Annotated in this window: 22 protein-coding genes; 20 read left to right on the top strand and 2 right to left on the bottom strand. The window is 48.5% G+C overall.

Annotated elements, in window-relative coordinates; genetic code table 11:
• The first annotated feature begins 699 nt into the window (after nucleotides 1-699).
• From SB24_RS05775 to cyoE, 16 genes are all read left to right on the top strand, one after another.
• On the top strand, nucleotides 700-1,683 hold the full coding sequence (locus tag SB24_RS05775; RefSeq protein ID WP_007408522.1) for a tRNA dihydrouridine synthase: 984 nt from the start codon (nucleotides 700-702) through the stop codon (nucleotides 1,681-1,683).
• 156 nt (nucleotides 1,684-1,839) lie between these two features.
• Nucleotides 1,840-2,340, top strand: a complete 501-nt coding sequence (locus tag SB24_RS05770; RefSeq protein ID WP_039252315.1) for a DUF6884 domain-containing protein — start codon at nucleotides 1,840-1,842, stop codon at nucleotides 2,338-2,340.
• A 256-nt stretch (nucleotides 2,341-2,596) separates the two neighbouring features.
• Nucleotides 2,597-3,598, top strand: coding sequence for an acetoin:2,6-dichlorophenolindophenol oxidoreductase subunit alpha (gene acoA / locus SB24_RS05765; protein WP_003155540.1), 1,002 nt, complete (start codon nucleotides 2,597-2,599; stop codon nucleotides 3,596-3,598).
• A 1-nt stretch (nucleotide 3,599) separates the two neighbouring features.
• Entirely contained in the window at nucleotides 3,600-4,628 is a 1,029-nt protein-coding gene (gene acoB / locus SB24_RS05760; RefSeq protein WP_039252314.1) for an acetoin:2,6-dichlorophenolindophenol oxidoreductase subunit beta, read from the top strand.
• A gap of 14 nt (nucleotides 4,629-4,642) precedes the next feature.
• Nucleotides 4,643-5,836 (top strand): dihydrolipoamide acetyltransferase family protein, encoded by a 1,194-nt coding sequence (locus SB24_RS05755; RefSeq protein ID WP_039252311.1) that lies wholly within the window; start codon nucleotides 4,643-4,645, stop codon nucleotides 5,834-5,836.
• A 14-nt stretch (nucleotides 5,837-5,850) separates the two neighbouring features.
• Entirely contained in the window at nucleotides 5,851-7,230 is a 1,380-nt protein-coding gene (gene lpdA, locus SB24_RS05750; RefSeq protein ID WP_015239408.1) for a dihydrolipoyl dehydrogenase, read from the top strand.
• 106 nt (nucleotides 7,231-7,336) lie between these two features.
• Complete coding sequence (locus tag SB24_RS05745; protein ID WP_039252310.1) at nucleotides 7,337-9,145, top strand: sigma-54-dependent Fis family transcriptional regulator; 1,809 nt, start codon at nucleotides 7,337-7,339, stop codon at nucleotides 9,143-9,145.
• Between the two features lie 65 nt (nucleotides 9,146-9,210).
• Entirely contained in the window at nucleotides 9,211-9,393 is a 183-nt protein-coding gene (locus SB24_RS05740) for an H-type small acid-soluble spore protein (RefSeq protein WP_003155535.1), read from the top strand.
• A gap of 170 nt (nucleotides 9,394-9,563) precedes the next feature.
• Nucleotides 9,564-10,913 carry a maltose-6'-phosphate glucosidase gene (glvA, locus tag SB24_RS05735; protein ID WP_039252307.1) on the top strand — a complete coding sequence of 450 codons (1,350 nt, stop codon included), beginning with the start codon at nucleotides 9,564-9,566 and terminating at the stop codon, nucleotides 10,911-10,913.
• Nucleotides 10,914-10,981: 68 nt separating this feature from the next.
• Nucleotides 10,982-11,743 (top strand): MurR/RpiR family transcriptional regulator, encoded by a 762-nt coding sequence (locus SB24_RS05730; protein ID WP_007408530.1) that lies wholly within the window; start codon nucleotides 10,982-10,984, stop codon nucleotides 11,741-11,743.
• Between the two features lie 16 nt (nucleotides 11,744-11,759).
• Nucleotides 11,760-13,346 carry an alpha-glucoside-specific PTS transporter subunit IIBC gene (locus SB24_RS05725; RefSeq protein WP_015388532.1) on the top strand — a complete coding sequence of 529 codons (1,587 nt, stop codon included), beginning with the start codon at nucleotides 11,760-11,762 and terminating at the stop codon, nucleotides 13,344-13,346.
• A 136-nt stretch (nucleotides 13,347-13,482) separates the two neighbouring features.
• Complete coding sequence (locus tag SB24_RS05720; protein ID WP_015239413.1) at nucleotides 13,483-15,216, top strand: ABC transporter ATP-binding protein; 1,734 nt, start codon at nucleotides 13,483-13,485, stop codon at nucleotides 15,214-15,216.
• On the top strand, nucleotides 15,197-17,014 hold the full coding sequence (locus SB24_RS05715; protein WP_039252303.1) for an ABC transporter ATP-binding protein: 1,818 nt from the start codon (nucleotides 15,197-15,199) through the stop codon (nucleotides 17,012-17,014). The genes SB24_RS05720 and SB24_RS05715 overlap by 20 nt, the downstream gene beginning before the upstream one ends.
• 167 nt (nucleotides 17,015-17,181) lie before the next feature.
• On the top strand, nucleotides 17,182-17,586 hold the full coding sequence (locus tag SB24_RS05710; RefSeq protein ID WP_007408534.1) for a DoxX family oxidoreductase CatD: 405 nt from the start codon (nucleotides 17,182-17,184) through the stop codon (nucleotides 17,584-17,586).
• A gap of 16 nt (nucleotides 17,587-17,602) precedes the next feature.
• The gene (locus SB24_RS05705) at nucleotides 17,603-18,460 is read left to right on the top strand and encodes a catechol 2,3-dioxygenase (protein WP_039252300.1); all 858 of its coding nucleotides are present in this window, start codon (nucleotides 17,603-17,605) and stop codon (nucleotides 18,458-18,460) included.
• Nucleotides 18,461-18,825: 365 nt separating this feature from the next.
• Nucleotides 18,826-19,773 carry a heme o synthase gene (gene cyoE, locus SB24_RS05695; RefSeq protein WP_015417050.1) on the top strand — a complete coding sequence of 316 codons (948 nt, stop codon included), beginning with the start codon at nucleotides 18,826-18,828 and terminating at the stop codon, nucleotides 19,771-19,773.
• Between the two features lie 37 nt (nucleotides 19,774-19,810).
• Here cyoE and SB24_RS05690 read toward each other — a convergent pair whose 3' ends face one another.
• The gene (locus tag SB24_RS05690; protein ID WP_012117104.1) at nucleotides 19,811-20,362 is read right to left on the bottom strand and encodes a PadR family transcriptional regulator; all 552 of its coding nucleotides are present in this window, start codon (nucleotides 20,360-20,362) and stop codon (nucleotides 19,811-19,813) included.
• Nucleotides 20,363-20,594: 232 nt separating this feature from the next.
• Between SB24_RS05690 and SB24_RS05685 the strand changes: the two genes are divergently transcribed.
• Both SB24_RS05685 and SB24_RS05680 read left to right on the top strand, forming a co-directional pair.
• Nucleotides 20,595-21,197: an NAD(P)H-dependent oxidoreductase gene (locus SB24_RS05685; protein WP_015417051.1), complete on the top strand. Its 603-nt coding sequence runs from the start codon at nucleotides 20,595-20,597 to the stop codon at nucleotides 21,195-21,197.
• On the top strand, nucleotides 21,188-22,276 hold the full coding sequence (locus SB24_RS05680; RefSeq protein WP_031378896.1) for an acyltransferase family protein: 1,089 nt from the start codon (nucleotides 21,188-21,190) through the stop codon (nucleotides 22,274-22,276). The genes SB24_RS05685 and SB24_RS05680 overlap by 10 nt, the downstream gene beginning before the upstream one ends.
• 16 nt (nucleotides 22,277-22,292) lie before the next feature.
• On the opposite strand, the gene SB24_RS05675 is transcribed toward SB24_RS05680, so the two are convergent.
• Nucleotides 22,293-22,481: a hypothetical protein gene (locus tag SB24_RS05675; protein WP_031378897.1), complete on the bottom strand. Its 189-nt coding sequence runs from the start codon at nucleotides 22,479-22,481 to the stop codon at nucleotides 22,293-22,295.
• Nucleotides 22,482-22,599: 118 nt separating this feature from the next.
• Between SB24_RS05675 and SB24_RS05670 the strand changes: the two genes are divergently transcribed.
• Both SB24_RS05670 and SB24_RS05665 read left to right on the top strand, forming a co-directional pair.
• Entirely contained in the window at nucleotides 22,600-25,011 is a 2,412-nt protein-coding gene (locus SB24_RS05670; RefSeq protein ID WP_015417053.1) for a PEP/pyruvate-binding domain-containing protein, read from the top strand.
• 22 nt (nucleotides 25,012-25,033) lie between these two features.
• Nucleotides 25,034-25,306, top strand: a complete 273-nt coding sequence (locus SB24_RS05665) for a ribonuclease inhibitor Barstar (RefSeq protein WP_007408543.1) — start codon at nucleotides 25,034-25,036, stop codon at nucleotides 25,304-25,306.
• Nucleotides 25,307-25,323: the final 17 nt, after the last annotated feature.

Genomic DNA, 25,323 nt, shown 5'->3' with positions numbered 1-25,323 from the left:
TATTTAATAATGAAAGAAAATGAACACTTTTTTATTAATCTTATGAATGAGACTGCGGCACTTAGTCAGCAGTCTATTTTATTGGTTTTGGATCAGGATTACCGAATCGTAACCTTATACAAACATTTATAGATGATTACTGTGGCACCTTATAAATGTAATTATTTATTTTTTTTATGCAGATATTTTGTTTATAAGTAATAACTTTAAAACTAAAACGTTATAAAGATATTGACATATGGACAATTATTTTGCATTGGTAATAGGGAGAACTCATATGATATTCTATTTAGGTTGGAATCCTTTTATCCAAAAAGAGCAAAAGTAAGGCCGCTAAGAAAGACGAAGGTCAGCGCTACTATTAATAAACCACAATATAAATAAAAAAATAGGTGTAGATAATCATCACACTTTTTTCTCTCTCAAACCCTTTTAAAGGTTAAGGAGTTGGCTGAGTTGATCAGAAATGAACGATATGGGGTTAACTATAGCGATAGTCTATTACGTTAACTCAATTAAGGCGTTCTGCTTCAGTTTGCTTTTTCACTTTTTTACGTGTAAAAAGTGAAATGTTCAAAATTTACTATCGTTTGATAAGAAGTGCTGACACATGCTATAAGTGTAAAAGAAGCATGGTCAGTTTTTAATTTTGGGATAAAGGTTTGGCTGTATCCCATCATGAAAGGATTTGGATTTGTTATGACAGATAATTTCTGGCGTGAATTACCACGGCCATTTTTTGTACTGGCACCAATGGAAGATGTGACGGATGTCGTTTTTCGCCATGTTGTGAGTGAAGCAGGCAGACCTGATGTGTTTTTCACAGAGTTTACAAACTCAGAAAGCTATTGTCACCCGGATGGGAAGGATAGTGTGCGCGGCCGTTTGACTTTCACGGAGGATGAACAGCCGATGGTTGCCCACATATGGGGAGATAAGCCTGAAAACTTTCGCCAAATGAGTATTGGGATGGCGGAATTAGGGTTTAAGGGCCTGGATATCAATATGGGCTGTCCTGTACCTAATGTGGCGGGGAATGGAAAGGGAAGCGGCCTGATTTGCCGTCCTGAAGTTGCAGCCGAATTAATACAGGCGGCGAAAGCAGGAGGTCTGCCGGTAAGTGTGAAGACCAGACTTGGCTACACGGATATAGACGAATGGCGCGGCTGGCTGACACACATACTGAAACAAGACATTGCGAATCTTTCCATTCATCTGCGTACAAGAGCGGAAATGAGTAAAGTAGATGCGCATTGGGAGCTCATCCCGGAAATCAAGAAACTTCGTGATGAGATAGCGCCGGATACCCTATTGACGATCAATGGGGATATTCCTGACCGTGAAACCGGCTTGAAACTCGCTGAACAATACGGTGTTGACGGGATTATGATTGGACGAGGCATTTTTACTAATCCATTCGCCTTTGAAAAGGAGCCGAGAGAGCATAGCAGTAAGGAATTGCTTGATCTTTTGAGATTGCACCTGGATCTTCATGATGAATATTCAAAAGCAGAAGCTCGAGCATATAAACCGCTCCCCCGCTTTTTCAAGATATATCTCCGCGGATTCCGTGGAGCAAGTGAATTAAGAAATCAATGCATGAATACAAAGTCAACAGATGAAGTGCGTGCATTGCTCGATGACTTTGAGAGAAAGTATCTTGATGGGATGGAGCAAGAGTGACATAAATAACTCTTCATCCGGCCCGGATTTCGGTTTGAATTCCGGGTCTTTTTGTGTGCAGTTTTTACCCAGACAGATCCATGGCCAGTTTCGTCATGCAGAAATAAACGAATCATGGTACATTGATAGGACATACATCATAAAGGGGAGAGAAAAATGAAACGACTGTGCATCATCCCCTGCGGCAAGAAAAAAATTTGGGATGTCCATTCAGATACAGGTCCGGTAAGGGCGGAAGACGCTTATCTCAGCCCGTTTCATCAGGCGTGCGAGCGATATGCGAAAGCATTTTTCGATGAGTGGGTAATTTTGTCGGCAAAGCACGGATTCCTTCGTCCGGATGATATGGTTCCCGGAAATTACGATGTCACTTTTGGAACCGGTCATCCGGAGATCATGGCAGCGGACGAGCTGCGCCGTCAATTTCATGAAAAAGGCTTTTCCGACATCGAAGAGTTTATCATGCTTGGCGGGAAAAAATACCGAAGCGTCCTAAACGCCGTCATCGGAGAGCATCAGCATATCACCTGGCCTTTGTCATCGTATAAAGGCATTGGCTACATGCTTCAAGCGCTGAATCGGGCTGTTGAAGAAAAGCATGAACTGCAGCACGCGGATATGAAAAAAAAGAGTGTAACCACTCAAACGCCGCGATAGACTGTATGCAAAAGAATGAAGCAGTTAAAAGATTTCCGAGGAAATAAATACGTCGATCATTGTCAAAGACAGGGTGATGCCCGGTCTTTTTTGTATGCCATAAAACGAGACAAAGGGAACAGATCGAGACAAAATGAGACACCTGTCTCAAACTGTCTCCATTGTAAAAATAAAAACATTCATTTTACGGGCTTCAAAGGCTGGCATGCTTCTTGCATTTATAAGTGTGAACCCTAAATAGAAGGAGGCGCACAAAATGGAATTGTTAAAACGAGAAGGCTTGTCATTAACTGAGGAGAAAGCGCTGTGGATGTACCAAAAGATGCTGGAAATCAGGGGCTTTGAAGACAAAGTGCATGAACTGTTCGCGCAAGGAGTGCTTCCCGGATTCGTCCATTTGTATGCCGGTGAAGAAGCGGTAGCTGCGGGGGTGTGCGCTCATTTAGATGATGGCGACAGCATTACAAGCACACACAGGGGACATGGCCATTGTATCGCCAAAGGTTGTGATCTGGACGGCATGATGGCGGAAATATTCGGAAAAGCGACCGGACTGTGTAAAGGCAAAGGCGGTTCTATGCACATTGCGGATCTTGATAAAGGCATGTTAGGCGCAAATGGAATCGTCGGGGGCGGATTCACGCTCGCATGCGGATCAGCGCTCACGGCTAAATATAAACAAACTAAAAATGTAAGCGTTTGCTTTTTTGGGGACGGAGCCAATAACCAAGGGACCTTCCATGAAGGGCTGAACTTAGCGGCAGTATGGAATCTTCCTGTCGTGTTCATCGCCGAAAACAACGGTTACGGCGAAGCCACGACATTTGAGTACGCATCAGCCTGTGATTCAATCGCCGATCGGGCGGCTGCCTACAACATGCCGGGGGTCACGGTGGACGGAAAAGATATTTTAGCAGTTTATCAGGCAGCCGGGGAAGCGATAGAAAGAGCAAGAAACGGCGGAGGCCCGTCTTTGATTGAATGTATGACTTACAGAAACTACGGACATTTCGAAGGGGATGCCCAAACTTATAAAACAAAGGATGAAAAGACTGAGCATCTTGAAGAAAAGGATGCCATCCAAGGCTTTAAAAACTATCTTCTAAAAGAAACAGATGCAAATAAACTGTCAGACATCGAACAGCGTGTCAGCGAATCGATTGAAAAAGCCGTCTCGTTCAGCGAAAAGAGTCCATATCCGAAAGAGTCAGAGCTGTTGACAGACGTCTACGTGTCATATGAAAAAGGGGGAATGTGAGATGGCGAGAGTCATAAGCATGTCGGACGCGCTCAATGAAGCAATGAAGCTTGCGATGAGAAAAGACGAAAATGTGCTTGTAATCGGTGAAGATGTCGCCGGGGGAGCGGCGGTCGATCACTTGCAAGATGATGAAGCATGGGGCGGTGTACTGGGGGTCACAAAGGGGCTCGTACAGGAATTCGGCAGAAGCAGGGTGCTGGACACACCAATTTCTGAGGCGGGCTACATGGGTGCGGCCATGGCTGCGGCATCCACGGGGCTGAGACCGATTGCGGAACTGATGTTTAACGATTTTATCGGAACGTGCTTTGACCAAGTGATCAACCAAGGGGCGAAATTCCGCTATATGTTCGGCGGTAAAGCGCAAGTGCCGATCACCGTCCGCACCACATACGGAGCCGGGTTCCGGGCAGCCGCTCAGCATTCGCAGGCGCTGTATGGCCTGTTCACGAGCATCCCTGGACTGAAGACAGTTGTTCCATCCAATCCGTATGACGCCAAAGGTTTGCTGCTTTCGGCAATAGAAGACAATGATCCGGTATTCTTTTTTGAAGATAAAACGTCCTACAACATGAAGGGCGAGGTGCCGGAAGATTATTATACAATTCCGCTCGGAAAAGCGGATATCAAACGCGAAGGCAGCGACATCACACTGTTTGCGGTCGGCAAGCAGGTCAATACTGCGCTTGAAGCGGCTGCGCAGCTTTCTGAGAAAGGCATCGACGCCGAGGTGCTTGATCCCCGGAGTCTGTCTCCTTTAGATGAGGAAGCGATTTTCACATCGTTAGAAAAAACAAACCGGCTGATCATCATTGACGAAGCCAATCCGCGCTGCAGCATCGCCACGGATATTGCTGCGATTGTCGCCGATAAGGGCTTTGATTTGCTTGATGCGCCGATTAAGCGGATTACAGCGCCGCATACACCAGTGCCGTTTTCGCCGGTGCTTGAAGATCAATATTTGCCGACACCAGACCAAATTGTCAGCGTCACGCTTGAATTGCTTGGCGAGCCGGCAATGAATTAAAGGAGGGATATAGAATGGCTGTAAAAGTAGTAATGCCGAAGCTGGGAATGGCGATGAAGAAAGGTGAAGTATCCGTCTGGAATAAAAAAGTCGGCGACCCGGTTGAAAAGGGAGAAAGCATCGCCAGCATCAACTCGGAAAAAATAGAAATGGAAATAGAAGCGCCTGAAAGCGGCACGCTTCTCCATATTAAAGTCAAAGAGGGAGAAGGAGTCCCGCCGGGAACGCCCATCTGTTATATCGGGGAAAACGGCGAAGAAGTGCGGGAGAAGGAGACGCCGGCTCCTGAAAATGCAGGGAAACCGCAATCTGAACCTGAACATATTCCCGCTCCCAAAGCCGGGCAAAAGCGTAAACACCGCGTGAAAATATCTCCCGTTGCCCGAAAAATGGCGGAGAAAGCCGGGTTGAAAGTTGAAACGCTGAACGGGACGGGGCCCGGAGGCAGAATCGTAAAAGCTGACGTCATCAAGGCCATGAAGACGGAAGCTGAACCGCAGTCTTCGGTTCAGACGGCACAGCCGGAGGGAAAACCGGCTTCAGCGATGAGAAAAGTAATTGCAGACCGAATGCACAAAAGCCTGCAAAACAGCGCCCAGCTGACGCTGACTATGAAAGCGGACATTACGGAGCTTGTAAAATGGCAGCAGCAGCTCGCCGACAGCGCGAAAAAGCGGAGCGGTGTTAAACTGACGGTCACACATTTCGTATCCCGGGCCGCGGTGCTTGCGCTGAAACAGCATCCTGAGCTGAACAGCTCTTATCAAGAGGAGCGGATCATCACCTATCCATATGTCCACCTCGGGATGGCGGTTTCTCTTGAAAACGGTCTCGTTGTGCCGGTGATTCGGGATGCGGAAAAGCTTTCATTCCTTGAGCTTGCGGATCACATCAGCACATCGGCACGCCGGGCGCGGGAAGGCAATGCTTCCGGAGATGACCTGCACGGATCGACATTTTCTATTACAAATCTCGGGGGTTATGGAATTGAGCATTTCACCCCGATTCTTAATCCGCCTGAAGCCGGTATTCTCGGAGTAGGCGCAAGCTATGAAACGCCTGCGTTTAAAGGAGATGAACTTGTCAAAAGCACCATGCTGCCGCTGAGCCTTACCTTTGATCACAGAGTATGTGACGGCGCACCGGCTGCGGACTTCCTGAAAACGGTCAAAGCGCTGCTTGAAGAGCCGGCCGGATTGATTTTATAGAGAGGGTGAAGAGATTGACACTAGCCATTATCGGCGGCGGGCCTGCCGGATATGCAGCTGCCGTGACTGCCGCGCGGAGGGGAGAAGAAGTCGTTCTGATTGACAAAGGGCCGCTCGGAGGCACTTGTCTCAATGAGGGGTGCATTCCGACAAAGTCGCTTTTGGAAAGCGCGAATGTGCTCGATAAAATCAGGCACGCAGATACATTCGGCATCGAACTGCCGCAAAACATTACACTCAATTGGGCCCGCATGCAGGGGCGCAAACGGCAAATCGTCAGCCAGCTCGTGCAGGGAATTCAATACTTAATGAAAGCAAATCAGATTAAAGTCATCAGCGGGACAGCTTCATTTCTCACAGAGCAGACATTGCTTGTTGAAGGAGAAGGAGGCGCAAAAGACATTCTGGAAGCGGATCGGATATTGATTGCATCCGGATCTGAACCGGCGGAGCTGCCGTTTGCCCCATTTGACGGCGATTGGGTGATCGACAGCAAAGACGCGCTTTCTTTACAGCAAATTCCTTCTTCTCTGCTTATTGTCGGGGGAGGTGTGATCGGCTGTGAATTTGCCTCTTTATTCAGCCGGTTTAAAACGAAAGTGACGGTGATTGAATCGGCTGACCGGCTGCTCCCGGCAGAAGACGGAGAAATTGCCGCCGTTTTCGAAGACTCTTTAAGAGACAGCGGGGCTGATATTCAGACGAAAGCCGCCCTTCAGCGGATTGACAAAGAAAGGAAAACCGCCGTGTGGACAAAAGACGGCAAAGAAATTGAGGCTCAGGCTGATCACGTTTTGGTTGCAATCGGGAGAAAACCGCGTTTGCAAGGCCTGAATCTGGAGCAGGCCGGCATCCGGTATTCTCCGCGCGGTATTGAAGTCAATGACCATATGCAGACCAATGTGCCTCATATATACGCGTGCGGCGATGCGGCCGGAGGAATGCAGCTCGCGCATGCCGCCATTCATGAAGGAATCACAGCCGCCGCGCATGCCTCGGGAAAGGACAGCAAAGTCAATATGCGGGCGGTGCCCCGCTGTATTTATACATCGCCGGAAATGGCCGCTGTCGGACTGACGGAAACACAGGCGAGAGAGACATACGGAGATGTGAAAATCGGAGAATGCTCATTTTCTGCTAACGGAAAAGCGTTAATAAAGCATCAGCATGGCGGCAAAATGAAAATCATTGCCGAACCGGAATTCGGAGAAATCGTCGGCGTGTCAATGATCGGGCCGGACGTGACAGAATTGATCGGTCAGGCGGTCATGATGATGAACGGTGAAATGACGGCGGATATGTCGGAGCACTTTATCGCGGCGCATCCGACTCTGTCAGAAACGCTTCAGGAAGCCCTGCTGAATGTCACCGGACTTGCGGTGCATTCCGTATAACCGGAATACCCTTTCTCAGATGAGAAGGGGTATTTTTCGTTGAAAGCGCTTTATTTTTACCCTACAATATATGAAAAGATGGTCTGAACAGGGGGGAGCGAATACAATGAATGTCATTCGGAATGATTTTAAAACCTGGAAGCGTTTTGTGAAAGAAGGCGTGCTCGATGAATCCCGTATTCAGAAGCGGGTGGCCGCCTCATGGCACCGCTGCAAAAAAGCCGACGTCAACCCTTATCTCGAAAAGGGGCCGAATGTGATGCCGGCAGATCATTTAGAAAGACAGGCCGAAAAGCATGCGTTATTTTTAGCGGCCTCAACGCCGTATGCAGAAAGAATGAAAACGGCGATGCGGGAAATGGAAATGATGGTTCTCCTGATTGATTCAGACGGCGTTGTCCATTCAGTTGACGGCCACCCGCGCACCATTCATGAAGCGAACCGCATCAATTTCTTAAAAGGCGCCCGCTGGACGGAAACGGCCGTCGGCACGAATGCGATCGGGACGGCTCTTTATACAAATGAGCCGGTCATGATACACGGTTCCGAACATTATTCGCTCGCTTCTCATCAATGGAGCTGTTCCGCCGCGCCGATCCGTTATGAAGACGGGCGGCTGGCGGGTGTCATTGATATTTCCTGCCCCGCCGCCCGCGCTCAGCCGTTTATGCTCGGAATTGCCTCCTCCATCGCTTATACGGCGGAACGGGAGCTTGCCCTAAAGATCAAAATGACAGAACTTGACATGATCAGCAAGTTCGCCGGGCTTACCCGGTCTCACGATCCGATCGTGCTTTGCAATGAAATGAGCCGGGTTATCGCCGCAAGCCGTCCCGTTCAGCATTTTACCGGACATACGCTGCGCGGGCTTGAGGAACATGGCTATCACATCAAGCAGGCGAAGCGGGAGGAGAACGGCTACACATGCGTTTATTTATCCAAACGAGAAGAAAAGCCGTCTTTTATATTCCATGGTGCGGCAGGCAAAAGCCCGTCATCCCGACATATGCTTCAGCAGCTGGAGCTTGTCGCCCGAACGGACGCAACCGTTTGTCTTACGGGAGAAACCGGGACGGGAAAGGAGGTTGCCGCCCGGGCGATTCATAACAACAGCTCCAGGAAAAACGGCCCGTTTATCGCCGTCAATTGCGGAGCGGTCCCCGAAAAGCTGATTGAAAGCGAACTGTTCGGCTACTCGGAAGGCGCCTTCACCGGGGCCAAACGGAAAGGACATAACGGTGCTTTGCAAAAAGCCGATAAAGGCACGCTTTTCCTCGATGAAATCGGAGAAATATCACACTCCATGCAGGTCGCTCTGTTACGGGTGCTGCAGGAACGGAAAGTCACCCCGGTCGGCGGGACAAAAGAGATTCCCGTTGACATCAGAATCATCACTGCCACCCACACTGATCTGAGACAGCTTGTCGAATGCAAAAAGCTGAGAGAAGATTTATTTTACCGGCTTCACGTCTGTCCGATCCACCTCCCTCCATTAAGAGAACGCACCGAAGACATTCCCGGCCTCTTCCTTGAATTTCAGCGAAATCGCGGCTGGCGGGGGGAGCTTCCTGATGACTTTTTAGACCTATTAAAGAGCCGGAAATGGCCGGGGAATATCAGGGAATTGTTTAATGTATTTGAACGTCTTTCCGTCATGTTCCCGGACGGACGGCTGTCAGAACGCCCCATCGCAGCCCTGCTTGAAGCGTCAGGTCTTAAAGAGGCGGCCGAGTCTTATGAACAGGAAGAAGCGTCCCCTGTCTCCATCCGGGAGCACATTCAGAAAAACATCATCGTAAACGCCCTTGAATCAGCGAAGGGGAATGTCACGCTGGCCGCCAAAATGGCCGGAATCCCGCGGAGCACGTTTTACAAACGCCTCAAAAAATTCAAACTCACCACCGGACAATTGTAAGAAACAAGCATACTTCTCTTGGCTGCCGGACACGTTATGTGTGAGGCCTAAAGGAGGTTTGAGACGTGAATACACAGCGTGCGAAAGACATTTCGGAATCCGCCGCCATGGCGTATGTGACGTACGAAGGAGTTCCGATTTATATTCAGCATGTCAACGAAGACAAGGAAACAGCCAGAATTTTTCCGATCGGAAATCCGCAATTTGAGCAGGAAGTGCTGCTTTCTGATTTACAAGAGCATTTTTGAGAATGGGTCTGCTGATGACAGCAGGCCTTTTTCGTACCTGTGGGAACTTTCCCGCTTTTTGAGAAAAATAACTAAAATTGATTAAATGATCTAACTCCTCCAAACCCGGTACAGATCGGACCTTCTCATGATATAAATAAAATGTAAACGTTATCAGAGGAGGGCTTCACATGACAGACAAATCATTCTCAATCGTTATTGCAGGCGGCGGCAGCACATTTACCCCCGGAATTGTATTAATGCTTTTGAATCACCTGGAAGAGTTTCCGATCAGAAAGCTGAAACTTTATGACAATGATAAAGAAAGGCAGGAGCGGATTGCGGGTGCGTGTGAGGTATTTATAAAAGAAAAAGCGCCGGACATTGAATTTCTGGCGACTGATGACCCAGAGACGGCTTTTACGGATGTTGACTTCGTCATGGCGCATATCCGCGTCGGAAAATATGCGATGCGCGCGCTCGATGAACAAATCCCGCTGAAGTACGGCGTGGTCGGCCAGGAAACATGCGGGCCGGGCGGAATCGCATACGGCATGCGCTCTATCGGCGGTGTTCTGGAGATTCTTGATTATATGGAAACGTACTCGCCCGACGCATGGATGCTGAATTACTCCAATCCGGCGGCGATTGTGGCCGAAGCTACACGGCGCCTCAGACCGAACTCAAAAATATTGAACATCTGCGACATGCCGGTCGGAATTGAGGATCGCATGGCGAACATCCTCGGATTATCTTCACGAAAAGAAATGAACGTCCGTTACTACGGCTTGAACCACTTTGGCTGGTGGACGTCCATCACAGACCGGCATGGCAATGATTTAATGCCGAAGCTGAAAGAGCATGTCCGTGAATACGGCTACGTTCCGAAGACGGAGGCCGAACAGACTGAAGCAAGCTGGAATGACACATTCAAAAAAGCGCGCGACGTACAGGCGGCTGATCCGGATACGCTTCCGAACACATATCTGCAATATTACTTATTCCCGGATGATATGGTGAAAAAATCAAATCCGAACCATACGAGAGCCAACGAAGTCATGGAAGGGCGGGAAGCTTTCATTTTCAGCCAATGCGATATGATTACGCGCGAACAATCGTCGGAGAACAGTGAAATTAAAATTGATGATCATGCTTCCTATATCGTCGACCTTGCCCGGGCCATCGCTTACAACACAGGGGAGAGGATGCTGTTAATCGTTGAAAATAACGGCGCGATCGCAAACTTTGATCCGTCAGCCATGGTTGAGATTCCTTGTCTCGTAGGCTCAAACGGACCGGAACCGCTCTTAGTCGGGAACATACCGCAATTTCAAAAAGGCCTGATGGAACAGCAGGTGTCTGTTGAAAAACTGACGGCTGAAGCGTGGGAAGAGCGGTCATTTCAAAAGCTGTGGCAGGCGCTGATCCTGTCAAAAACAGTGCCGAACGCCCGTGTGGCAAGACTGATTCTTGAAGATCTGATGGAGGCTAACAAGGACTACTGGCCTGAGCTTGATGTAAGTCCGTCTCCTATTTCCTGATGACAATCTTCCCCGTTTTCTTTATCTGTTATTCTATATAATAGAAAGAAAACGGGGGGATTTTTGGGATGAGTCTTGAAGAACTGGTTAATCAGCATTACGCGAAATTAAATGACAACGATTTTTATATTTTAAAATATATATTGAATCATAAACATACGTGCTACCATCTCGGTATCAATGACATGGCGAAAGCCTGCAATGTCTCTCGGTCTTCCATCCTGCGGCTCGCCCAAAAACTGGGCTTCAGCGGCTACAGTGAATTCCGTGTTTTTCTGAAATGGGAGGATCAGCCTGAAGAGGGCGAGAATATGACGTTTGAAAAGCTGCTGGATGATATTGAAGCCAATGTAAAATACGTGAAGTCAAAAGATATGACGGAGATGTGCCGGCTGATAGATGAAGCAAAACGGATTTTCGTTTACGGATCGGGGACGGCTCAGAGGGTGTGCGCCCGTGAGCTGCAGCGGATGTTTGTATCCCGGCGGAAGTATCTGATTTTAATTCAGGACATCACAGAGTTTGATATCATGTGTGATGATTTTAAGGTTGATGACGTATTCATCATTATTTCTTTATCAGGCGAAACACCCGAATTAATTCCGCAGGTAAGGACCCTGTCCGCAAAGGGAGTTCCGTTTATTTCAATCACCAATCTGAAAAACAACGTACTGGCGCAAACGACGCCGTATAATCTTTATGCGACCAGCAAGCCGGTGACGTTAAGCGATAAAACGGAAATCGTCGCATTTGCCCCGTTTTTTCTGGTGGGCGAAGCGTTATTCCGCGCATATGTTGATTATAAAGAGCTCGAAAATTTTGATAAATAGCGGGAGGTCACGTGAAATGATGCAAAAAGTCCAGCGCTTCGGCAGCGCGATGTTTGTGCCTGTTTTATTATTTGCATTTTCCGGTATTATTGTCGGTCTGAGTACGCTGTTTAAAAATAAAACGCTGATGGGGCCGCTGGCTGATCCTGACGGGCTTTGGTATCAATGCTGGTACGTCATTGAACAGGGCGGCTGGACCGTCTTTAATCAAATGCCGCTCCTGTTTGCGATCGGCATACCTGTCGCCTTAGCGAAAAAAGCGCAGGCGCGGGCCTGTTTGGAAGCGCTTACAGTTTATCTGACATTCAATTACTTTATCAATGCGATTCTGACGGTTTGGGGCGGGGCTTTTCATGTCGATATGACTCAGGAAGCGGGCGGAACGAGCGGGCTGACGATGATCGCCGGGATCAAAACGCTTGATACGAATATTATCGGCGCCATCTTTATTTCATCTATTGTCGTGTATTTGCACAATCGTTATTTTGATAAAAAACTGCCGGATTTCCTGGGGATTTTTCAAGGATCTTCCTACATCGTTATCATTTCTTTCTTCATTATGATACCGATTTCACTTGCGGTGGCATACGTGTGGCCGATGGTTCAGTCCGGAATAGGCTCGCTGCAAAGCTTTCTCGTTTCTTCCGGGGCGATCGGCGTGTGGATTTACACGTTCCTGGAGCGGATTTTAATTCCGACCGGCCTGCATCATTTTATTTACTCGCCGTTTATTTACGGTCCGGCTGTGGCTGAAGGCGGTATCGTCACCTATTGGGCCCAGCATCTCGGGGAATACTCTCAAAGCGTCAAACCGCTGAAAGAATTGTTCCCGCAGGGGGGCTTCGCGCTTCACGGCAACTCGAAAATCTTCGGCATTCCGGGAATCGCGCTCGCTTTTTACGCCACGGCTTCAAAGGAAAAGAAAAAAATCGTCGCCGGCCTATTGATCCCGGTCACCTTGACGTCCATTGTCGCGGGAATTACAGAGCCGATTGAATTTACATTCCTTTTTATCTCGCCGTTTTTATTTGCGGTTCATGCTTTGCTTGCCGCTTCCATGGCAACCGTCATGTATATGGCCGGCGTCGTCGGAAATATGGGAGGCGGTTTGATCGAAGCTGCGACCTTGAACTGGATTCCGCTGGCGTCAAGCCACGGCTTGACGTATGTATACCAGATCATTATCGGATTGTGTTTTACCGCTGTTTACTTTTTCGTCTTCCGTTTCCTCATTCTCAAATTCAACATCGCCACACCGGGCAGAGAAAAAGAGGAAGGGCAGGAAACAAAGCTCTATTCGAAAAAGGAGTACAGAGAACGGAAGCAGGCTTCAAAAGAAACAGCGGCGGCAGACGAAACACAGCGGGATACAGCCGCTTTGTATATTGAAGCGCTGGGCGGAAAGGACAATATTACGGAGGTCACCAACTGCGCCACCCGTCTCCGCGTCACTGTCGCTGATGAATCAAAGGTCAAAAGTGACGCCGATTTCAGAGAGCTGGGAGCCCACGGCGTCGTCAGAAAAGGCAGGGCGCTTCAGGTCATTGTCGGATTAGGCGTTCCGCAAATGCGGGAGCGCATTGAACAGCAATTGGATCAATAAGGTCAAAACCTTCCCTTCCCGGGAAGGTTTTATCTTTTTCGCAGATTATTGAAAAAACGGCACACCAAATTTCTTTATTCATTTGCCGGAAAGGCATAAAATAATAATATTGAACAAAGGATTTGGAGGCTTACACATGTCAAAGGCTTTATCATATGTAAAACCGTATTCTCTTTTGGCGGGAATCGCTCTGTTTTTCATGCTCATCGAGCTTGCGGTAGAGCTGATACAGCCCCTGCTGATCGGGAAAATCATTGACGAAGGAATTTTAAAGCAGGATCTCGGAACGGTTTGGCTGTGGGGCGGCGTGATGATCGGACTGACCGCTGTTTCATTCGCATCGGGCATTTTAAATTCATTCTACTCCGCCCACATCAGCCAGAGCTATGCGTATGATACGCGAAAAGGGCTTTTTCAAAAAATTCAATCCTTCTCCTATTCGACATTTGCGCAATTCTCATCCACATCGTTTATCACCCGGCTGACAAACGATGTGACACAGGTTCAGAATATGCTTTTCATGAGTCTCCGGTTTATGCTCCGGGCGCCGTTAATGATTGCGGGGGGCATTATTCTCTCGCTGACCGTCAATGCGAAACTCGGGTTTTTTCTGCTGATCACGGTGCCGATTTTGCTTTTGTTTTTGCTGTGGGTGCTGAAAAGAGGCGGCGCGCTGTTTCGGTCTGTGCAAAAGCGGCTTGATCAGGTCAACACGATCATGCAGGAAAACCTGACGGCGATCAAACTGATTAAAGCGCTCCTCCGTGCAAACCACGAAGTGAAACGTTTTTTGAAATCGAATACGAAGCTGATGGAAAAAACGGTCTCCGCTTTTCGTCTCGTGGAAGCGGCGATGCCGATTTTAATGCTGCTGATGAACATTTGTATTTTGTTTATCTTATGGTTCGGCGCCAAAAGCATTGCTCAGGGCGGAGCGCAGGTCGGCGATGTCGTTTCCGTCATTAACTATGCGACGCGGATTACAGGCGCGCTGTCCGTCCTTCCTTTTCTCATCATGGTATTTTCCCGGGCGAAGGCTTCCGGAGAAAGAATCGGCGAGGTGCTGGAAACAGAAGGCGGCGAGGGAACGGGGCAGGACCCGGCACGGGCGCTTGCAGGCGGGATTGAGTTTCGCGAAGTGTCCTTCCGCTATCCGGGCATGGAAAAAGACGCGCTGCATCACGTGTCCTTTTCTGCCAGCCCGAAAGAAACGGTTGCCATTATGGGCGCGACAGGTTCAGGAAAATCAACGCTTTTTCAGCTGATTCCGCGCCTGTACACGGCTGATTCGGGCAGTATTTTCATAGACGGCAAACCGATCGGTGAATTCTCCGCTTGCGGGCTGCGCAGGGAAATCGGCTATGTTCCGCAGGAAGTGCTTCTGTTTTCGGGCACCATCCGTGAAAATATCGCCTGGGGGCGGGAGGATGCTTCACTAGATGAAGTAATGGAGGCGGCCAAAGACGCGCAAATCCATGACACGATTATGAAGCTGTCAAACGGATACGACACGGTGCTGGGACAGCGGGGCGTCAATTTGTCAGGCGGGCAGAAGCAGCGGATTTCCATCGCGCGCGCTTTTATCAGAAAGCCGTCCCTCCTGCTGTTAGATGACAGTACGAGCGCGCTTGATCTTCAAACGGAAGCGAAGCTTTTACAAGCGATCAGATCCTATGAATGCACGACACTGATTATTACGCAGAAAATAACGACTGCGATGAAGGCTGACACCATATTATTGCTTGAAGACGGCGAACTGCTGGCCAAAGGCACGCACAAAGAGCTGATGGCACAGTCTCATCTGTACCGGCAGATTTATGAATCACAATTCGGAAAGGAGGGAGCTGACAATGCAAAAAGACATTCGTAAACCTTTCCGATATCCGAAAATACCGCTCAAATCAAATGAAGGCGGCAGAAAACGCGCGAAAGCAAAAGATACAAAAGGCACGCTGCGCAGAATCTGGTCTTATGTAGCCGAGAAAAAAGGGCTTTTAACCCTTGTGATCATCATGGTAGTCATAAGCGCCATATTCGGCCTGCTCGGACCGTTCGTCATCGGGAAAGCGATTGATCATTTTATCGTCGGGCAGACGACAGACGGATTGGCGGGGGTGCTGTTCATCCTGTTTGGGATTTACCTCGTGCAATCATTGTCCTTATGGTTTCAAAACTATTGGATGATCAATATCTCGCAAAGCACCGTGTTTAAAATGCGGAGCGAGCTGTTTACCCATCTGCATGAGCTGCCGATTCCGTTTTTTGATAAACAGCGGCTCGGGGACTTAATGAGCCGGGTCACCAATGATATCGAAAATGTCAGCTCCACTTTAAATACATCCGTCATTCAAGTGCTGTCGAGCGTCATTACATTCGTCGGCACAATCGCCGTCATGCTGTACATGAGTCCGCTTTTAACATTGATCACGCTTTTGATTATTCCGATCATGCTTTTGAGCATTAAATGGATCACCAACCGGACGGGATTGCTTTTTAAGCAGCAGCAGAAAAACCTCGGCGAGCTGAACGGTTTTATTGAAGAGTCGATATCAGGGGCGAAGGTCATTAAAGCCTATTCGAGGGAAGACCGCGTCATGGAACAATTTTTAGAAAAAAACGCGGCGTTACAATCATCGGGGTTTTGGGCGCAGACAATTTCGGGATTCATTCCGAAAGTCATGAACTCTTTAAACAATTTAAGCTTTACGATTATAGCGGCGGTCGGCGGGCTGTTTGCGCTGAAGGGATGGATTTCAATCGGTTCCATCGTCGTATTCGCCGAATATTCGCGGCAGTTCACGCGCCCTTTAAATGATTTAGCCAATCAGTTCAATACGATGTTATCGGCCATCGCCGGGGCTGAACGGGTGTTTGACGTGCTTGATGAAAAAGAGGAGCGGGAAGATGAAGAGCATGCGCTGTACCAGCCGATCAAAACGGGAGAGATTGAATTCCGAGATGTCTCCTTCGGCTATCATGAAGACAGCCCGATCTTAAAACACCTGTCCTTCAGCGTTCCGAAAGGACAGTCCATCGCCTTCGTCGGACCGACCGGAGCGGGTAAAACAACCGTTACGAGCCTGATCGCCCGTTTTTACGAGCCGAATAACGGAAAAATCCTCATTGACGGAACGGACATCAAAAAACTGACGAGATCCAGTCTGAGAAAAAACATGGGGTTTGTCCTGCAGGATTCCTTTCTCTTTCAGGGCACCATCAGGGAAAATATTCGCTACGGCCGTCTGGATGCTTCTGACAAAGAGGTGGAGGAAGCCGCAAAAGCCGCCAATGCCCACGGGTTCATCGAACGGCTCCCGAAAGGCTATGATACTGTTCTTACCCAAAACGGCGCGGGCATCAGCCAAGGACAAAAACAGCTCATTTCCATCGCGAGAGCTGTGCTGGCAGACCCGGTGCTGCTCATTTTGGATGAAGCGACGAGCAACATTGACACAGTGACCGAAGTGAAAATACAAGAAGCGCTCGGCCGTTTAATGGCGGGCAGAACAAGCGTCATCATCGCTCACAGGCTGAACACGATTCAAAAAGCGGATCAGATTCTTGTGCTGAAAGACGGCGAAATGGCTGAAAAAGGAACCCATGCCGAACTTCTCAGCCAGAACGGGTTTTACCGGGAATTATATGAAAGCCAGTTCCGGGAATTATAGATAGGGAAAAAGACCTCCGACAGAGTGCGGAGGTCTTTTTTTCGCGAAGGCAAATAGTACTTTTAAGTTATTTTCGTTAAATGTAACAAAATTACTTGACGTAAATAAGTTATGTATATATACTAGCTTACATAAAGTAAGTGATAATAATTTTCAAGGAGGATTTTATGAATAAATCATTCGAAACAGGAACACTGCTTTTAAGGGTTGTAACAGGTATTATCTTTTTTGTTCACGGTTTATCCAAGTTTCAAGGGTTGGAAGGAACTACGCAATTTTTCCAGAGCATCGGGATTCCGGCCTTTATGGTCTATGTCATCGCGACGATTGAGCTTGTCGGCGGGGTTCTGATCTTTTTCGGTTTGGCAACGCGCATTATCGGCGTTCTGTTTGCCGTCACATTAGTCGGCGCCATCTTCACGGCGAAGCTTTCCTCACCATTTATGGGCGGATCGGAATTTGATTTCATCTTACTGGTTGCGTCAATTCACTTAGCGCTTTCAGGAAGCCGTCTGCTTTCATTGGATCAGCTCCTTTTCAAATCAAAAAAGGGAGAAACTTTTTCAGCATAAGAAAGAAGGCGTTCAAATGACCGGCATTCATCAAGATACGGCAATCGGTTATGTCAAATTGACCATTAAAAATATGGAACGCTCGCTCGGCTTTTACCGGAATGTAATCGGCCTTCAAGTCATCTCGCAGACAGATCGTTCAGCAAGACTGTCAGCAGACGGAAAACGCGTCCTGCTGGTGCTTGAAGAAAATCCAAGCGCCGTCGTTCTGCCGGAGCGGTCTGTCACCGGCCTTTACCATTTCGCGATACTTCTGCCTGACCGGAAAGAACTCGGCATCGCATTGGCCAGGCTGATTGAAAACGGCATCGCGCTCGGTCAGGGGGATCACGCGGTCAGTGAGGCTCTTTACCTGTCTGATCCGGACGGCAACGGTATTGAAATATACGCCGATCGTCCCCGCAGCACGTGGCAGCGCGATGCAGAGGGCAATTATGTCATGCAAACGGCGCCCGTCGATGTGGACGGGCTTTTGGAAGAAGCCGGAGCTGAACGGAAAAGCCGTCTTCCAGAAGGAACTGTTATCGGCCACATCCATCTTCATGTGACGGACTTACAGGAAGCCAAAGCGTTTTACACCGATATCCTCGGTTTTGACATTGTCGGCAATTACGCCGCCATGTCCGCTCTGTTTGTTTCAGCGGGAGGGTATCACCATCACATCGGTCTGAATATATGGGCCGGAAAACATGCGCCGCCGAAACCGGGAAATGCAAGCGGGCTGGATTATTACACCATCGCGCTGCCGCATCAAAAAGAGCTGTCACGTGTGACAAAAGCGCTGACCGATGCCGGCTTTGAGATCGAAGAAAAAGAAGAGGGCGTATTCGTCAAAGACCCTGTATCAGGGGCGGATATCGCATTTACACTGTAAGAAACAAACCTTGCCGTCTAATCGGCAAGGTTTTCTATTTTTCTGAAGTTTTCTTGAAAAGGCTCGGGAAAGAAGAACGTCGATTTGCAATATCCACACGGTTTTTGAGTGACTGAAGAGAGCGAACATCTCAGTGAGGCGCAAAAATGACGCGTGGAGCCGCCATCGCCGGCCCGAGCTCGGAGCATCCGCTGGATTGAAAAAGCTGTATGGACAGGATTTGAATAGAAAAAGGCAAAAGCCGCATCCGGTCACAAGATGCGGCTTTTCATACACAATTTACAATTGTGTGAAAAATGCCCAAAATAAATTGCGCTTCCTGATTCTTCCTGATATGATAAGCCGAAAAAGGAGAACCTGAACAAATGAACTCAAATGCAGCACAGACGGAACAGCCGCTGAAGCATAACGGAAACCGGATGACGGTCAAGGACTTTATCATTCTTGCCAAACCGGGGATTATCATCTCAAATTCACTCGCCGCATTGGGCGGATTTTGGATCGCATGGATTCAGTCAGAAAGGACGGGCGGAGGGCCCGGTATATTTGCCGCCATGGCGGTTGCCATGATCGGAACGGCGTTAGTCATGGCATCAAGCACTGTTTTTAATAACTTTTTTGACCGCGGCATGGACGCAAAGATGGCGCGAACCCGCACCCGCGCCAGCGTCACGGGGAGAATACCGCCGCCGGTCATGATCCTGTACGGCACATGTCTCGGCGCATGCGGATTCATCATGCTTGTTTCGCTTAATGTACTGACCGCCGTTCTTGGCCTGCTTGCCTTTTTGCTGTATGCCGTCGTTTATACGCTTTGGTTTAAAAGACAATCCGTCTGGAGCACATTTGTCGGCAGCTTTCCCGGGGCGGCTCCGCCTTTAATCGGTTATTGCGCGCTCACCGGGTACATTGATATGCCCGCGATTTTGTTATACGCGATTATGTTTTTGTGGCAGCCGCCGCATTTCTGGGCGATCGGAATCAGGCGAAAGGAAGAGTATCGTGCCGCCGGCATTCCGCTTTTGCCGATCATAAAAGGCAACCGCGCCACAAAAATAAAAATGCTGCGCTATATTGCCGTTCTGACTGCGGTTTCGCTGCTCGTTCCTTTTTATATAGACGTCAGCCTGTTTTATACCGCGTCCGCTCTCCTGCTCGGAGCCATCTGGCTGTACCGGAGCGTCAAAGGCTTTCAGGCGGCGGATGACACGCAATGGTCGAAGGGGATGTTTTTTTATTCGATTGTGTATTTCAGTCTGCTTTTTCTTATTTTAATGGCTGATTCGTTTATCAATGCGGTTCTCAGAACGTAAACAGGCGGCTTGCAGATACAGAGCCGCCCCGTTTTGTTTATGCTTTTTTGATGAGAGCCAAAATATCTTCAAGCCAGGAAATATAATTCCGTTCCCGCTCAAGCGCTTTTGTCAGCACGAGATAATGGCCGAAATCAGGAGAAGAAAATGAATCCGCCTCCGCGGACGATGTCATCAGTTCTTGATAACTGTTTTCCAGATCGGACAATTTCTCCTTCCGCTTTACGAGCTGATCGGTGAATAGCTCATCCGCTTCTTCCTGCGTCAAAGCTGAGATGAAATAAGCCTTCAGCATAAATTCATCCTTCACCGTTTCAGGAATCGGGTCTTTTTTCGTCAGCCAGGCAGCAAGCTCCAGCTCTCCCTTGTCAGTCAGCGTGTACATTTTTTTCTCAAGCTTTGTTCCTTGAATCGCAGTGCGAAACGTAATAAATCCCTCAGCCGTCAGTTTTTTTAATTCCGGATAAATCTGGCTGTGCTTTGCGCTCCAAAACTGGCCGAGCTCTTCCTTAAAATAGCTCGATATATCATATCCGCTCAATTCGCCTTTTCGCAAAAGCCCTAAAATCGCGTACTTTAAAATTCTCATGTTGTCCTCCAAGCCATTCATTTGACAGCTAGTATACCATACGGCCGCTCAAAAACGCAGAAGTGCCGGATGCTTGTCATTGAATCCGCGGCGGCAAAATCAGCAAAAATATGCAGAAAGGGGTTATCGAAACGGCAGCAGAACTGGAAAAAGCCTTTCTCATGTCTTTGCCTCATTCATATGACATCATGATATAATCATTGTAAAAATTAAGAAATAATGGGAGGGACATATGAAGACGGTGATTGTGTATGCAAACCCGGATGAGAACAGTTTCAATGCGGCTCTCGTAAAATACGTCGTCATGGCTTTAAAGGACAGCGGCCAAAGCTATACGGTCATTGACTTATACGCCGACCAATTTGATCCCGTGCTGAAGTACGGCGGCGAAAAAAAGCGCTCTGACATGAACCGGGACGCTGAAACGAAGAAATACCGGAAACTGATGAAAGAAGCGGATCATCTCATTTTCATCTACCCGCTGTGGTGGGGAGGCGTTCCGGCGATTATGAAAGGCTTTTTTGACAGAGTGCTTGTCGCTGGAGAAGCCTACACATATGAAAAAGGCCGCGTAAAAGGACTGCTCCGGGCAGAGACGGCACAGGTCTTTTATACGGCGGATTCCCCGGGCTGGTACTTAAAGTGGTTCCGGAAAAACTCGGACTGGATTACGCTGAAAAAAGGCATTCTGCAATTTTGCGGCATTCAAAAAGCCGAGCGGAACCTTTTTTCTGTCGTCAAAACGAGCACACCCGAGCTGCGGGAAAAATGGCTGCGCCAAGCATACGCTAAAGTCCGGCGCGCTTGTGAAAAAGGAGCGGCCGCATGCAGATAAAAGAAATTTTCGTGATTCGCTGCCTGTCCTGTTTAAGTGTGGTTCTGCTTCACGTAGTTTCAATGGTGCTGATGATTCAGGAAGAGTCCTTAGCCAGTGCCGCCCATACAGTTGATGCTTTTCGGACCCTGTTGATGTTCAGCACGCCGGCGTTTATCTTTATTTCGGAATTTCTGCTTGCCAGGTCATACCCGGGAGGCGTTCCCGCGGGTTTTTTAAAGAAAAGGGGCAAAGTCATTTTCGTGCCGTTTCTGTTTATTGCCGCGGTGGATGCCATTTTAATGAAAAGCGTGGCGGAAGAAGGAGCCGGATTCGTTTCAGTGATCGGTAAATTTTTAGAGAATGTGTTTTTAGGAAACTTCATCGGCTACTTCATTCTTGTGATCTTTCAATTTTACATTCTCCATATGCTGCTGCACCGCTGGCTGAACAACAAATCTCCCATGTGGGTGCTGTCTGTTTCGTTTATCATCAACGCCGTCTATCTGGCTTACTTTTCCATCTTTCATCCGCCGGCATCATCGGGGCTTGATTCTATTTTTCCGTTCTTTTGGGTTCCGTTTCCGGGCTGGGTGTTTTATTTCTGTCTGGCATTTTATTGCGGAAAGGAATATCCGCGTTTTTTATCGCTCATGAATCAGTACCGTTATGCGGTTTACTTCAGTGCGGCCGTATCGGCAATATTGATTGTGGCCGTTTCATATATCAGCGGCGGCTCCATTTCCTCTAAGCGTCCGGATATTATGATTTACGCGGTCAGTATGATCTTTCTGTGTTTTCATCTGTTTTCAAAGCTCAAAAAAGTGCCCGCGATTGTGATGATGATCAGCAACTATTCGTTTTCAATCTATCTGCTGCACTCCTACTTTTTAATCAGCGGATATCTTCTGGAAGGCTATTTGCGATCAATGCCTTTAGCGGCTGCCATCCTTCTTTTATTTTTGATCTGCACGCTCGGTCCCATTTTCGTATCTTGGGTGTGCAACCATTTCAGATACGGATACCTGTTTGTCGGGAAAGTGTATCAGCCGAAGCGGACCAAAAGAAATACGGCGGCGCATCAAGGCCGCACAGTCTGAAAAAAAGGCGGCGTTTTCAGCCGCCTTTTTTGATACGGAAGTTGTACATAACCTGCAAACGAAACCCTCCGCGGCAAGCCGGAAGCGAATGCCAGGCAAGCAGTATCGGGCCGCCTATCTCTAATTTTAATAGCGCTTTCACTGTAAGGCTGAAGACCCCGCTGCGGCCGTTTTGACGGATGCATTTATGACAACATAACGCCATCGATTTTCTCCCTTGTGAAGACCGATATATTGTATACTTATAGGAAATACTTTCAAAAAAAGTGAAAAAGAGAAAAACTGTGAGCTTGGATGAACGACTAAAAAGGAGCGGGGACATTATGAATGACTGTGTCAAAACATTCGGAGAACTTCCGGACGAACTTTATTCCTTTGCGGGAGGAAAAGGAAGCATTCTCTCTAAAATGTATCAAAGCGGGTATCCTGTGCCTGAAGGGTTTGTGATTTTGCCGTCTGCCTTTCAGGACGGACAGCTGCGCCATCAGGCGAGAGAGGCTATTGATCAATATGTGAAATCCATCCGCAGCCGCCATGCATCTGCGTTGTTTGCCGTACGATCATCCGCGCTGAGCGAGGATTCCGCTCAGGCTTCCTTCGCCGGAGAATTCGATACGGTGTTGAATGTCAAAACAGATCAAGACATGTCCAGGGCGATTGATGAAGTCCGCCGATCGGCACAGTCAGAAAGGGTAAAAGCGTATAGCGCCGTTCAGGGAATGGAAGATGAGCATGAAATCGCAATCGTCATCCAGCTGATGATACCGTCTGAGATATCCGGAGTGCTGTTTACCGCAGATCCGATTACGGGGAGCAGGCGGGAGATGACAGGCAATTACGTCTACGGTCTCGGGGAGCAGCTCGTTTCCGGGGAAGCCGATGCCTATTCTTTTAAACTGGCACGGCCTAAGAAAAAATATGACGGCCCCGGGGAATTTCGCAAATATGCGTCAAAGCTCTATAAACTGGCGAAAAAGCTGGAAAAAGATCTTGGAGGGCCGCAGGATATTGAATGGGCCGCCGCGGGCGGGACATTGTATATTCTACAATCCCGCCCGATTACGACCTTACAGGCCGGAAATCTGGAAACCTATGAATGGAATGATTCTTTCAGCGGTGATTTTTTATGGACAAACACAAATATAGGAGAAGCGATTCCCGATGTGATGACGCCGCTGACATGGTCGCTCCTCCGGAATCTGGATGAAGAGTCGGGCATCATTCCGGGCTATTATGTCTGGTCCGGCAATATTTGCGGCAGAGCCTATAACAATATGAGCCAGCCTCTTTCCGTTCTCGCCGCTTTCGGTCTGAATCCGAAAGGCGGAAAAATAGGAAAAATGATGAGCGATACATTGGGAGAAATCCCGGCGGAAATGAAGATTCCTTTATATCCGTTCTCAAAGTATGAACTTTTGAAGATCATCTCGAAAAAACTGAAACCGTATCTGTCGAAAATGAAGCTCGCGAAAAAAAACATGTCCTCCTACTTGGACGAATCGCCGGAGTGGTGCCGGAATATTGAGGAAAAGCTGAAACGTGCCGAAACGGAGCGGGCATTATTAGCGATATGGAATGATGAGATCTATCCGTATTTATGCAACGCGTGGTTTGCGCTAATATCCGGCGGGCGTGATTCTGCGCAATCCTCTTCGTCGTTAACCTCTCAATTAACAAAACTCGCAGGGATAGAAGATGCGAATCTCCTGCTGTCCAATCTGAGGGGAAAAGGCGGACTGGCCAGCCTGGAGCCGATTATCGGCATTGATCAAGTCATAAAAGGCCGTATGAGCGAGGAAGAATATCTCAGGAACCAAGGCCACCGAGGTCCGCATGAATACGAACTTTCCATACCGCATCCGGGAGAAAACCGGGATTGGCTGACGAAGCAGATCAAAGAACACAAGGAGTCGGGTATTGATGCCGAACAACTGCTTTTGAAACAGCAGCGGGCGCATGAACAGGCCTTCCGAAGATTTGAAGAAAAGTTTCCTCATAAGGTCAAATGGCTCAAAGCCAAAATGGAAAAAGCGTCAGAATACGCGAATATGAGAGAAACAACCAGATCCGAATTTGTCAGGGTGTATCGGACAGCCAGAGCATTCGCGCTCAGAGCGGCGGAAATGACCGGCATGAAGGACGATATTTTCTTCTTGTATCTGCATGAAATAACCGATCTGCTCGCGGGGAAAGAGCCGGCGGTTGCGTCGATTCAAGCGAGAAAGCAAAACTATGAAACCTATAAAAAACTGCCGCCGTTCCCATCCGTTATTAACGGAAGATTCAATCCGTTTAAATGGGCTGAAAATCCTGACAGAAGAGCGGATTATTACGATGCTTTTATGCCTGCGGAAGCTGATGATGCGCACACTTTAAAAGGTTTCGCGGGAGCGGCCGGGAGAGTGGAGGGCATTGTCCGTGTCCTTGATGTCCCGGAAGACGGGGATTCTTTTGCGGCGGGGGAAATTTTAGTGACGTCGACAACCAATGTAGGCTGGACCCCGCTTTTTCCAAGAGCGGCCGCTATCATAACGGACGTCGGCGCCCCTTTGTCCCACGCGGCGATCGTTGCCCGGGAACTGGGGATTCCTGCCGTTGTCGGGTGCGGAAATGCAACGTCAAAACTGAAAACGGGGGACAGGGTGGCCGTTGACGGCGGGCAAGGCATTGTCCAGCTGGAACCGCGGCAGACTCCGGTCACTTCTGAAGAGGAAAATGGTAAACTGATAGAATAAAAACATGGGAAAGGAGCCGCGTATGAATAAAGCAGTTATTAACGGGGAGCAAATCAGAAGTATGAGCGACCTGCACCAGACATTGAAAAAGGAACTTGCCCTTCCTGAATACTACGGTGAAAACCTTGACGCTTTATGGGATTGTCTGACCGGCTGGGTGGAATACCCCCTCGTTTTAGAATGGAGACAGTTTGAACAAAGCAAGCAGCTTACAGAAAATGGCGCCGAGAGTGTGCTTCAGGTCTTTCGTGAAGCGAAAGCGGAAGGCTGTGACATCACCATCATACTTTCATAATACGAGCAACGGGAGAG

It is taken from the genome of Bacillus sp. Pc3, from assembly GCF_000815145.1.
GTDB classification, from domain to species: Bacteria; Bacillota; Bacilli; order Bacillales; family Bacillaceae; genus Bacillus; species Bacillus velezensis.
This window is presented reverse-complemented; position numbering and strand designations above follow the sequence as displayed.